Genomic DNA, 11,500 nt, shown 5'->3' with positions numbered 1-11,500 from the left:
ATGCAACCGAGATGTCAGCCACGTGCCGTCTCGACGCCGGAGGAGCCGTGAGACCTGGGTCTCGCGAGACCGCTTTCGCGCCCCCGAAATGCTGGCATCCGCCCCTCGGCATCCGCGTCGTTCCGGGCTTCGGAAGCCCGAAATGCTGGCAGTATCGATCGACGCGCCCGGGGGTCGGATTCCCGCTCACTACGGTGGGGACGACCCGAAGGAGCCCCCGTGACGACCTCCGCCACACCCACCGCCCGCGACCGTCGCCGTTGGGCGCGTTATCTCGTCGACGAACGCGCTGAAGCCCGCGTGTACCGCGAGCTGGCGTCTCGTCGCACCGGCGAGGAGCGCGACATCCTGCTCGAGCTCGCCGAGGCCGAGGGGCGACACGAGCAGCACTGGATCGACCTGCTGGGGGAGACCCCGAAGCGCCTGCCGTCGCCCGGGATCGGCACGCGCCTGCTGGCGTGGATGGCCCGCCGCTTCGGATCGATCTTCGTGCTCGCCCTTGCGCAGAACGCCGAGGCGCGATCGCCCTACGCCGACGAGCCCTACGCCACCGCCGCGATGGCCGCCGACGAGCGCGTGCACCACGAAGTCGTCCGCGGGCTCGCCGCACGCGGGCGTCGACGCCTCTCCGGAACCTTCCGCGCCGCCGTCTTCGGCGCCAACGACGGCCTGGTCTCCAACCTCGCCCTCGTGATGGGCGTCGGCGCCACCGGCGTGGCACCCAGCTTCGTGCTGTTCAGCGGCGTCGCGGGCCTGCTCGCGGGCGCCTTGTCGATGGGCGCGGGCGAGTTCGTCTCGGTGCGCTCGCAGCGCGAGCTGCTCGAAGCCACGGAGGAGAGCGACTTCGCCGACTCCGCCCTTCCCCACCTCGACCTGGATGCCAACGAGCTCGCCCTCGTGTACCGCACGCGCGGCATGGATCCCGACGCCGCCCTCGACAAGGCGCGCGAGGTCGTCACCGCCGCCCAGGCCGGCAGCGCGCCCGTCGCCGCGGCCCCGGGGGAGTCCTCGCACGACGTCGTCGGCAGCGCGTGGGGTGCGGCGCTGTCGAGCTTCCTGTTCTTCGCCTCGGGCGCGATCATCCCGGTGCTGCCGTGGATCTTCGGCATGAGCGGCTTCGGCGCCGTCGCCCTCGCCCTCGGCCTCGTCGGCATCGCGCTGATGGCCACCGGTGCGATGGTCGGTCTGCTCTCGGGCGCCTCGCCCCTGAAGCGCGGCCTGCGTCAGCTCGCGATCGGCTTCGGCGCCGCCGCGGTGACCTACGTGCTGGGTCTGCTGTTCGGGGTGTCGGCGGCCTGACCCGCGTCGCCTGGGCGCGGGGCGTCACCCTCACGCATAAACGCCATTCGTGTGCGGAAACGCGGTGACAGCGCGTTTCTCCACAAGAATGGCGTTTATGCGTGGTGCGCCGCCCGCGCGGTCGCCGCAGCCCGCCGCGCGCGCCGCCCCCGCCCCCGCCGTGCCCGCCGCGCGCCGCCCCCGCCGTGGCCCGCTCCGCGCAGGCTCGCTCCGCGCGGGCCCCGGGATCAGCCCCGTCCTGCCGCCGCCACCCGCGCGGCCTCGCGCACCGCGCTCACGTTCTTGCGTCCGGCGCGGGAACCGGCGAGCTTCGCGGCGATGTGCTCGCGCACGGTGACCGGTTCATACAGCGCGGGCGCCTCCTCCGAGACGAAGCCCGGGAGCGGGGCGATCACGGCGTCCGCGTTGCCGTCGTGGAAGAACGCCGCCGACCGCCGCCGCTCGATGGTGCCGTCGATCACCGGGGGCTTCACCCGGTGCAGCGTCGAGAGCCACTTGTCGTTGGTCAGCCGGGCGGCCACATCCCCCAGGTTCACCAAGAGGGCGCCCTCGGCGGGTGAGACGTCGTTCCACGACCCGTCGAGTCCCAGCACCTGCAGGCCCGCGACGCGATCCGCCCACAGCACCGTCACCAGTCCGAAGTCGGTGTGCTCGCCCATGCCGGTCAGCTCGGCGCCCAGCTCGATCGAGCCGGGCGGCAGGGCGTAGTTGTTCATGCGCAGCACGTCGATCGAGTGGTCGGTGACGTCGCCGAAGAAGTCCTCCGGCACCCGCAGGGCGGCGGCGAAGATGCGGGTGAGGGTCTGCGCCACCCGACGTGCCTCGCCGTAGTAGGCGGTGACGGCGGCTTCGAAGCCGTCGGCGTCGTCGGGCCAGGTGTTCTCGGCGTAGTCCTCGACGGTCGCCGTCGTACCCGGGTACTCGCGCCACGACGTGCCCACATTGAACGCCTCGAAGAAGTCGTTCATGCGGGTGACCGGGTCGACCCCCAGGCTGTAGCTGAGCGATTCGCTCTTCGGCGGGCTGTACCCGCGGTTCTCGCCGCCGGGGCGCACGTACTTCTTCTTCGCCTCCAGTGGCAGCGCGAAGAACTCGTCGAGACCGCGCTGCAGGTCGTCGAGGACGACATTCGGGATGCCATGCCCCACGATCTGCATGAACCCCACCGTGCGGCACGCGTGGTCGATCGCCGCCACGACCGCCGATCGGGCGTCGAGCGAGCCGGGGCCCACCCATGCCGAGATGTCGATGGTGGGGACGTGGAAGCGAGCCATGCGTGATCCGATCTGCCGGGGACGCCTCGACGCTAGGCGCGCCATGTCACGCCGGTGTTTCCTCGCGGTCACGGCATGGGGTGCCAGCCCTGCTCCTCGCGTAAAAAACGAAGAAGACCCCCGGGGATGAACCCCGGGGGTCTTTCTCATTCTGTGCGCGAGGGGGGACTTGAACCCCCACGCCCTATACGGGCACTAGCACCTCAAGCTAGCGCGTCTACCTATTCCGCCACCCGCGCATCTGGGTGTTTTGTCGCTTTCGCAACGAGGAACGACATTACCACGCCCCGGGCCCCGCCTCGAACCGACGGTGACGCCCGGGCGCGTCCGGGTCCGGAGATCACCCCGCATCACGTTCGTCTCCTGACGACGCGCGTCGGGGGAGCGCCCCGGCCGCCGGTACCGTAGTGCGCATGCCCGAGCTCGAAACCGACGTCCCCGAGGTCGCCCGCATCGCATCCGACCTCATCCGCTTCGACACCTCGAACTACGGCGGGGGTCGCGCGAACGGCGAACGCGAGGCGGCCGAGTACGTCGGGGCCTACCTCGAGGGTCTCGGTCTCGACACGGCCTACTACGAGCCGGTCGAGCGGCGCACCAACGTCTGCGCCCGCGTCCCGGGACGCGACCGCGACAAGCCGGCGCTGATCCTGCACGGACACCTCGACGTCGTCCCCGCCGTCGCCGAGGACTGGAGCGTCGATCCGTTCGCGGGAGAGATCCGCGACGGCATCCTGTGGGGCCGCGGCGCGGTCGACATGAAGGACATGGATGCCATGATCCTCACCTCCGTCGCCGACCTGCTGCGTGCGGGGGAGCAGCCCGAGCGCGACGTGATCGTGACGTTCTTCGCCGACGAGGAGAACGGCGGCGTCGAAGGATCGGCGCGCGTCGTCAAGGACCGCCCCGAGTGGTTCGCCGGCGCCACCGAGGCCATCAGCGAGGTCGGCGGGTATTCGATCTCCGTCGGTGACCGGCGCGCCTACCTGCTGCAGGTCGGCGAGAAGGCCCTCATGTGGATCAAGCTCGTCGCCCGCGGCCGGGCCGGCCACGGTAGCGGGCTTCACGTCGACAACGCGGTGACAAGCCTCGCGGAGGCCGTCGCTGCCCTCGGCCGCACCGAGTGGCCGATCCGGCTGACCGACACCACGAGTGCGCTTCTGGCGGGCCTCGCCGAGATCACGGGTGACGACGGGGGCGATCCCGACACCCTCGCGAAGCGCACGGGCGCGGCATCCAGCTTCATCCGCTCGACGTTGCGCACCACGACCAACCCCACGGGCCTGACCGCCGGGTACAAGCACAACGTCATCCCCGACCGCGCGGAGGCTCTCATCGACGTGCGTGTGCTGCCCGGTACGGAAGAGGCCGCCCTCGCCGATATCCGCCGCATCGTCGGCGACGGCGTCGAGATCGAGATCGTTCATCAGGACGTCGGCCTCGAGGTGCCCTTCTCGGGCGACCTCGTCGACGCCATGGTCGCGCAGCTCGGCCGTCACGACCCCGGCGTGCCGGTCGTGCCGTACCTGATGGGAGGCGGCACCGACAACAAGGCGCTGTCGACCCTCGGAATCTCCGGTTACGGATTCGCACCGCTGCGACTTCCCGCCGGTCTCGACTTCACCGGGATGTTCCACGGTGTCGACGAGCGCGTCCCCGTCGACGCGCTCGAGTTCGGTCGACGTGTTCTCGCCGACCTCCTCCGGACGTACTGAAGGACCGCATGCATATCTTCGAGGTCATCATCCTCGGGCTCGTCCAGGGCCTGACCGAGTTCCTCCCCATCTCCTCCAGCGCGCACCTGCGCATCGTGGGGGAGTTCCTGCCGTCGCAGACCGACCCGGGCGCGACGTTCACCGCCATCACGCAGATCGGCACCGAGCTCGCCGTCTTGATCTACTTCCGCAAGAAGATCGGTCGCGTCATCTCGCGCTGGTTCCTCTCGCTCAGCGGCAAGGTGCCGCGCAACGACCCCGACGCCCGCATGGGCTGGCTCGTCATCCTCGGCACGATCCCGATCGCCCTGCTCGGCGTGCTGCTGCAGAGCCTCATCCGCGACAACTTCCGGAGCCTGTGGATCACCGCGATCGTGCTGATCGTCTTCGGGATCCTGCTGGGTCTCGCCGACCACTACGGCAAGCGCCGTCGCGACCTCGACGACCTCACCTACCCGCACGGCATCGCCTACGGTTTCGCGCAGGCGCTCGCCCTCGTGCCCGGCGTCTCGCGCTCGGGGGCGACGACCACGCTCGGCCGCGCCCTCGGGTACAAGCGCACCGCCGCCGCGGAGTACTCGTTCCTGCTCGCGGTGCCCGCCGTCTTCGCCAGTGGTCTGTTCGAGCTCTACAAGAGCTTCGACGAGGGCACCGGCCCGTACAACCTCGGTGAGACCGCGATCGCCACGGTCATCGCGTTCGTGGTGGGCTACCTCGTGATCGCCTTCCTCATGCAGTACCTCAAGCGCGGCAGCTTCCTGCCGTTCGTGGTCTACCGCATCGCGCTGGGTCTGCTCATCATCGTCCTGCTGCTGACCGGCGTCATCCCCGCGGTGTCGACGGTCATGACCAGCTGATCCCGGGATGCCATGACGACGGCGCCGCCCCTTTCGGGACGGCGCCGTCGTCACGTGCGGGCGAGGCGGGTGCCGATGGCTTCGACGGGCTCAGCCACCTCGGTTCGGTCCGTGTGTCGGTGCGAGGTCCCCGAGCGTGTCGAAGGGACCGGGTGTTTCGCGACGGAGGCTAGCGACGCGGCGGGTCGTCGCGACCGGGCTTGGAGGGACCTTCGCCCCCGCGGCGCAGATAGCGCTCGAATTCCTGGGCGATGGCATCGCCCGACGCCTCGGGAGAGTCCCAGGTGTCGCGGGTCTGCTCGAGCTGGCGGATGTAGTCGCTCATCTCCTCGTCATCGGCCGCGGCGGCGTCGATCGACGCCTCCCACTGGCGCGACTCGGATTCGAGGTCGCCGCGTGGAACGGTGATGCCGGTGATCGCCTCCAGCTTCTCGAGCAGCGCGAGCGTGGCCTTGGGAGAGGGGGTGTGTCCCGCGACGTAATGCGGGACGCTGGCCCAGAGGCTGGCGGTCGGGATGCCGACCTGCTCCGAGGCGTGACCGATCGCGCTCAGGATGCCGACGGGCCCCTCGTAGAGGCTCCGTTCGAGTCCGAGCGACTGCCGCACGCCGTCGTTGTCGCTGCCGGCGAAGACCGAGATCGGGCGCGTGTGCGGTACGTCGGACATCATCGATCCGAGCGCGACGAAGCCGGTGACGTCCTCCCGCAGAGCGACGTCGATGAACTCCGCCGCGAACGCCTGCCAGGCGCGCGCGGGCTCCACGCCGACCAGCAGCCAGATCTCCGCATCGCCCGACCGCTCGGTCGGACGCAGCAGTTTGGCCTCGGGCCAGGTGAGCGTGCGTCGACCCTCGGCATCCAATCCGATCTGGGGGCGCGTGTACTGGTAGTCGAAGTACAGCTCGGGGTCGACCGTGTGCACGACCTCGTACTCCGCGTCGGCGCGCAGAAGCGCCGCCGCGGCGGACGCGGCTTCTCCGGCGTCGTTCCAGCCGTCGAAAGCGGCGACGATGATCCGGCGACCCAGTGCGTCCACGCAACCTCCTCTGCCCCGTCGGGGCTTCGTTCCAGGATAGGCGCACCCGCGCGGAGGCGGTCGGACCGGGCGACCCCGCGGGCGCGGGGGAGGAGCCGCACCTTCCATAAGATGGAACGATGACTTCTTCCGCCCTCGCTGCGGTCCTGTGGGACATGGACGGCACCCTCGTCGACACGGAGCCCTACTGGATGGCCGCCGAGGTGCCGCTGGTCGAGCGGTTCGGGGGCACCTGGTCGCACGAACAGGCCCTGGGCATGGTGGGTCTCGCGCTCGAGGACTCCGCGCGCCTGCTGCAGAACGCCGGCGTGCCGTGGGGCGTCGACGAGATCATCGCTCACCTGACCGACGAGGTGCTGCGCCAGCTCGCGAGCACGGGCGTGCCGTTCCGCCCGGGCGCGCGCGAGCTGCTCGCCGACCTCAAGGCGCACGGGGTCAAGACCGCACTGGTGACGATGTCGATGCGGCGCATGGCGCTGTCGATCGCCGACCTCATCGACTTCCCCGCCTTCGACGTGGTCGTCGCCGGCGACGACGTCGAGCGGCCCAAGCCCCACCCCGATCCCTACCTGCAGGCGGCCGATGCCCTCGGTGTGGACATCCGCGACTCCCTCGCGATCGAAGACAGCCCCAACGGCCTGCGATCGGCGATCGCCAGTGGCGCGGTCTCGCTCGGCGTCCCCCTGATGGTCCCGCTCGACGGCGTCGGAGCGCACGCGCTCTGGTCGAGCCTCGAGGGGCGGACCGCCGCCGATCTCCGCGCCCTCCACGATGCGCACACCCCGACCCGACTCCCCGAAACGCGAGTGAACCCATGAGCGAGACCCCCCACCTGAGCGGACCTTTCCGCATCGGCGACCGCGTGCAGCTGACCGGACCGAAGGGCCGCATGCACACGATCACCCTGCGCGAGGCGGGAGAGCTCCACACCCACAACGGCGTGTTGAAGCACTCGCTCCTGGTCGGGCAGCCCGATGGCAGCGTCGTCACCAACAGCTCCGGCCACGATTACCTGGCCGTGCGCCCCCTGCTGCGCGACTTCGTCATGTCGATGCCGCGCGGAGCGGCGATCGTCTACCCCAAGGACGCCGCGCAGATCCTGGCCCAGGCCGACGTGTTCCCCGGCGCGACGGTCGTGGAGGCCGGCGTCGGCTCCGGTGCCCTCTCGCTGTGGCTGCTGCGAGCGATCGGCCCGGCCGGTCGCCTGCTGTCGTTCGAGCGCCGCGAGGAGTTCGCCGAGGTGGCCCGCGCCAACGTCGAGACCTTCCACGGCGAGCACCCCGCCACTTGGGAGGTCGTCGTCGGCGATCTCGTCGAGAGCCTCCCGGACGCCGTGGCTCCGGCCTCCGTCGACCGCGTCGTGCTCGACATGCTCGCGCCGTGGGAGTGCATCGACGCCGTGGCCGACGCGCTGACTCCCGGCGGTGTCGTGCTCTGCTACATCGCCACCGCGACGCAGCTCAGCCGTGTCGCGGAGTACATCCGCGCGACGGGCCTGTTCACCGAACCGGATGCCAGCGAGACGATGATCCGCGGGTGGCACGTCGAGGGCCTCGCCGTGCGCCCCGACCACCGCATGGTCGCCCACACCGGCTTCCTCATCACCGCCCGTCGTCTGGCGCCGGGCGCGATCCCGCCCGAGGTCAAGCGCCGCGCGTCGAAGTCGAGCTACGGCGACGAGGACGTCGAGCTGTGGACGCCGGGCGCCGTCGGCGATCGTGAGATCACCGACAAGAACCTGCGCAAGCGGGTGCGCGAGGCGCAGAAGTCCGCGGAGGGCGTCCGCCAGTCGGTGGCGGGCGCGGCCGCGCCCACGGAGGGTGCCCCTGCGCCGGAGTGACCAGGGTGGGGCGGCGGGCGAGAGCCGCGCGAGCACCTAAACTGTTCCGGTGCGCAGACTTCCCGCTCTCGTTGCCGTGACCGCTCTGGCCGGATTCGGCCTCGTCGGGTGCTCGGCATCCGCCGCCTCGTCGTGCCCGACCCCCACCGATGCGAGCGTCGCCTCGGTCGTCGAGGCGACCGGCGATCTCGGCTCGGCACCCACCGTGACGGTGCGCTCGCCCTTCTTCCCGGAGCAGGCCGGCACCGACACCCTCATCGCGGGCGACGGGCAGCGCATCACGAGCGACAAGCAGCTCGCGCTGGTCGAGGTCACCGTGCTCGACGCGGCGACCGGCGAGGAGCTCGTCGCCACGAAGTACGACGCCGATCTCGCGACCGCGACGCCGCTCCCGCGCCTGACGCAGGCCGTGCCCTCGATCGCTCCGCTGCTGAACTGCGTGGCCGAGGGCTCGCGCGTGGCCGTCGCGATCCCGGGCTCCGACCTCGGGGCCGACGGGGCGAAGGCGCTCGGCGTCACCGAGGGCGACGGCGCGATCTTCGTCTTCGACGTGCGCAAGGTGTTCCTGCCCGCGGCCGACGGGGCCGACCAGTACAACGCCGACTCCGGCATGCCTTCCGTCGTGCGCGCGCCCGACGGTCAGCCGGGTGTCGTCATCCCCGCCGGCGACGCCCCGACCGAGGTGCGATCGCAGGTCATCAAGAAGGGCGACGGCGACGTGCTGACCGCCGACTCCTCGGCCATCATCCACGTCCAGGGCGTCGCCTGGGGCGCCAAGACCACCTTCGCCTCCACCTGGAAGAACGGCGCCCCGGGGCAGGCGAAGGTCTCCGCGCTGCCCCCGGCCCTCGCCTCGGCTCTCGAGGGCCAGCCGGTCGGCTCGCAGGTCCTCGTCGTCGTGCCCGCCGACCAGACCCAGCAGGACCAGCAGGCGCTGCAGGCCCCGGCGAACACCGCGCTGGTGTACGTCGTCGACATCCTCGGCACCATCGGCTGAGTCCGCCCCTCCGCGTCGTTTCGAGACCGGCCCGCCGTCGCCCTCGCGCGCGCGGGCCGGTCTCGGCGGTTCGGCCCCGGCCCCGGCCTAGGATGGGCGGGTGCCCGCCGCTTCCCGCAACGCTCCCGAGGAGCGTCTGGTGAACCTCGTCGTCGCGCTCATGGCGACCGAGCAGGGCCTGACGAAGGACACGATCCTGTCGTCGGTGGCCGGGTACCGCGAACAGCTCGACGCGGGGGCTTCGAAAGACGCGCTCGAGAAGATGTTCGAGCGCGACAAGGAGAACCTCCGCGGGCTGGGCGTGCCCATCGAGACGATCGGCAATCGCACCGACCCCGACGACCTGCGGGAGGCCCGTTATCGCGTGCCGACCGCGGAGTACGCGCTCCCCGTCGACATCTCCTTCAGCCCCGCGGAGATCGCGCTGCTCAACATCGCCGGCGGGGTGTGGGGCAGCGAGTCGCTCTCGGTCGACGCGCGCAGCGGCCTCCGCAAGATCCGCGCCCTCGGCATCGCCGTCGACGAGCCGATCATCGGCTACGCCCCGCGCATCCGGGTGCGAGACGCCTCCTTCGGGGCGTTGCAGCGCGCGATCGAGCAGTGCCGCACCGTCACCTTCACCTACCTGCGCCCGGGCGATGCGCAGCCGCGCGAGCGCCGTCTGCGTCCTCTCGCCCTCGTCGAGTACGAGGCGCGATGGCACGTGTACGGCTTCGACGTGAACGTCGGCGCCGATCGCACGTTCCTGCTGTCGCGCATCGTCAGCGACGTCACCGTCACCCGGGAGAAGTTCCCGCCCGCGTTGCGCGAGGGGGCAGGGGAGCGCGCTCTGCGGGGACTGGACGACGTCGCCGCGCGTCAACGGGCTCTGCTCGAGGTGCACCCGGGCACCGAGGCCGCATTGCGTCTCGCACGGCGGGCGGAGGAGGCGCCGCAGGGCATCGTCGTGCCCTACGTCGATCTGCACGTCTTCGCCGACGAGTTGGCCTCCTACGGCCCCGAGGTGCGCGTGGTGGCCCCCGCCGACCTGCGCACCGAGGTCGTCCGGCGCCTGCGGGCGACCCTCGAGCGGCACGGGGGAGCGGCATGAGCGTCGATCGTCCCGGGGGTGACCGCCCGATCGCGGCCCTCGATCGCGCCGCGCTCCTGCTGCAGCTCGTGCCGTACCTTCTGGGCAAGGGCGAGGTGAGCGTGGCGGAGGCCGCGGCCGAGTTCGACGTCGCGCCCGGGCAGATGCGCGCGATGGTCGAGCGCCTGACCGTGATCGGCCTGCCCGGCGAGCAGGGCTACTGGCAGCTGCCGCACGACCTCTTCGACATCGACTGGGACCTGCTCGACCGCGACGACGTCATCGCCATCACGAACACGGTCGGGCTCGAACGCTCCCCGCGGCTGACGGCCCGAGAGGCGGCGGCGCTGCTCGCCGGTCTGCAGCTCGCACGCAGCCTCCCCGGCGTGGGCGACAGCGACGTGGTCTCCGGACTGCTCGAGAAGCTCGCTCGGGGAGCGGCCGCCGCTCCACCGCCCGTGATCGTCGCGCCCGGACCCGTCGACGGCGTCCGCGACGTGGTCGACCGCGCCCTGCGCGAGCGCGTCGCGGTGACCTTCGTGTACCGCGCCCCGGGTGCCGCCCCGGCCTCGCGCACCGTCGACCCGATCAAGGTGCACATCGCCAACGGCCAGTGGTATCTGCAGGGCTGGGATCACCTCCGCCAGGCCGTGCGCACCTTCCTCCTCGACCGCGTGAGCGAGCCGACCCTCACCGACATCGCGGCTGTCCACGGTGCCGACCCCGTGCCGGAGCTCTTCGCTCCGGGCGACGACGAGGTGGTCGCGCGTTTCCGCTTCCCGCGCGCCGTGGCGCCTTTGCTGGCGGACTACCTCGATCGCGCCGAGATCGAGGATGCCGACGACGACACGGCCGTGGCATCCCTGCGCCTCGCCGACGAGCAGAGTCTGAAACGGCTCGCGGCCCGCCGCGGGGGAGAGGTGGAGCTGCTGGAGCCGCTCGGCGCGCGGCGCGCGGCGGCCGCGTGGGCGGCGGCGGGGCTGGCGCAATACATCGACAAAGACTGATCCGCCGGCGGTGTACCTGGACGCTACGGGGATTTCCCCGCGGGTCGGGTCGCCCGCCGTGTGCGCGGGTTAGACTGATGACTCGCCCGAACGAGACGAGGAGTCCTCATGTTCCAGGGATTGACCGGATGGCACCTGCTAGTCGTTCTGGCTGTCATCCTCCTTCTTTTCGGTGCCGCCAAGCTTCCCGCGCTCGCGAAGAGCATGGGTCAGTCGGCCCGCGTGTTCAAGAGCGAGATGAAGGAGATGAAGCGCGACGACGAGGTCGCGTCCGCGCAGTCCTCCGACGTTCCGCGGCCCGCCGACAGCGGCACCGCGCCGGCCGTGGCACCCGAACCGCGCAGGTCGACCGACCCCACCGTCTGACGCGTGGCGACGGCACGATCGCCGCGGATCGACCTCCCCG

11 protein-coding genes and 1 tRNA gene are annotated in these 11,500 nt (G+C 71.2%); 9 read left to right on the top strand and 3 right to left on the bottom strand.

Features of this window, described 5'->3' with window-relative positions:
* The first annotated feature begins 219 nt into the window (after positions 1 to 219).
* Positions 220 to 1,299: a VIT1/CCC1 family protein gene (locus AB0230_RS13075; RefSeq protein ID WP_315995813.1), complete on the top strand. Its 1,080-nt coding sequence runs from the start codon at positions 220 to 222 to the stop codon at positions 1,297 to 1,299.
* Between the two features lie 227 nt (positions 1,300 to 1,526).
* Here the strand turns inward: AB0230_RS13075 and AB0230_RS13070 are convergent, their stop codons facing one another.
* Positions 1,527 to 2,573, bottom strand: a complete 1,047-nt coding sequence (locus AB0230_RS13070; protein ID WP_366376149.1) for a 2-oxoglutarate and iron-dependent oxygenase domain-containing protein — start codon at positions 2,571 to 2,573, stop codon at positions 1,527 to 1,529.
* A gap of 154 nt (positions 2,574 to 2,727) precedes the next feature.
* A tRNA-Leu gene (locus tag AB0230_RS13065) sits at positions 2,728 to 2,812 on the bottom strand.
* Positions 2,813 to 2,986: 174 nt separating this feature from the next.
* On the opposite strand from AB0230_RS13065, the gene AB0230_RS13060 reads away from it, so the two are divergent.
* Together AB0230_RS13060 and AB0230_RS13055 are read left to right on the top strand one after the other, a co-directional pair.
* On the top strand, positions 2,987 to 4,288 hold the full coding sequence (locus tag AB0230_RS13060) for a M20/M25/M40 family metallo-hydrolase (RefSeq protein ID WP_366376147.1): 1,302 nt from the start codon (positions 2,987 to 2,989) through the stop codon (positions 4,286 to 4,288).
* An 8-nt stretch (positions 4,289 to 4,296) separates the two neighbouring features.
* Positions 4,297 to 5,145, top strand: a complete 849-nt coding sequence (locus AB0230_RS13055) for an undecaprenyl-diphosphate phosphatase (protein ID WP_363391405.1) — start codon at positions 4,297 to 4,299, stop codon at positions 5,143 to 5,145.
* 169 nt (positions 5,146 to 5,314) lie between these two features.
* Here AB0230_RS13055 and AB0230_RS13050 read toward each other — a convergent pair whose 3' ends face one another.
* Positions 5,315 to 6,181 carry a PAC2 family protein gene (locus AB0230_RS13050; RefSeq protein ID WP_315995809.1) on the bottom strand — a complete coding sequence of 289 codons (867 nt, stop codon included), beginning with the start codon at positions 6,179 to 6,181 and terminating at the stop codon, positions 5,315 to 5,317.
* 119 nt (positions 6,182 to 6,300) lie between these two features.
* Between AB0230_RS13050 and AB0230_RS13045 the strand changes: the two genes are divergently transcribed.
* From AB0230_RS13045 to tatA, 6 genes are all read left to right on the top strand, one after another.
* Positions 6,301 to 6,999, top strand: coding sequence for an HAD family phosphatase (locus AB0230_RS13045; RefSeq protein ID WP_363391409.1), 699 nt, complete (start codon positions 6,301 to 6,303; stop codon positions 6,997 to 6,999).
* Positions 6,996 to 8,021 carry a tRNA (adenine-N1)-methyltransferase gene (locus AB0230_RS13040; RefSeq protein WP_315995807.1) on the top strand — a complete coding sequence of 342 codons (1,026 nt, stop codon included), beginning with the start codon at positions 6,996 to 6,998 and terminating at the stop codon, positions 8,019 to 8,021. Before AB0230_RS13045 ends, AB0230_RS13040 begins: the two co-directional genes overlap by 4 nt.
* Positions 8,022 to 8,070: 49 nt before the next feature.
* Positions 8,071 to 9,018, top strand: a complete 948-nt coding sequence (locus AB0230_RS13035) for an FKBP-type peptidyl-prolyl cis-trans isomerase (protein ID WP_366376144.1) — start codon at positions 8,071 to 8,073, stop codon at positions 9,016 to 9,018.
* 100 nt (positions 9,019 to 9,118) lie between these two features.
* Positions 9,119 to 10,108: a WYL domain-containing protein gene (locus AB0230_RS13030; RefSeq protein WP_363578991.1), complete on the top strand. Its 990-nt coding sequence runs from the start codon at positions 9,119 to 9,121 to the stop codon at positions 10,106 to 10,108.
* Positions 10,105 to 11,094, top strand: coding sequence for a WYL domain-containing protein (locus AB0230_RS13025; protein ID WP_366376142.1), 990 nt, complete (start codon positions 10,105 to 10,107; stop codon positions 11,092 to 11,094). The genes AB0230_RS13030 and AB0230_RS13025 overlap by 4 nt, the downstream gene beginning before the upstream one ends.
* 108 nt (positions 11,095 to 11,202) lie before the next feature.
* The gene (gene tatA / locus AB0230_RS13020; RefSeq protein ID WP_315995803.1) at positions 11,203 to 11,460 is read left to right on the top strand and encodes a Sec-independent protein translocase subunit TatA; all 258 of its coding nucleotides are present in this window, start codon (positions 11,203 to 11,205) and stop codon (positions 11,458 to 11,460) included.
* Positions 11,461 to 11,500: the final 40 nt, after the last annotated feature.

The sequence above is a fragment of the Microbacterium sp. NPDC089190 genome (assembly GCF_040701795.1).
Lineage (GTDB): Bacteria > Actinomycetota > Actinomycetes > Actinomycetales > Microbacteriaceae > Microbacterium > Microbacterium galbum.
Note: the sequence above shows the minus strand (reverse complement) of the source record. Positions and strands in the feature narration are given on the sequence as shown.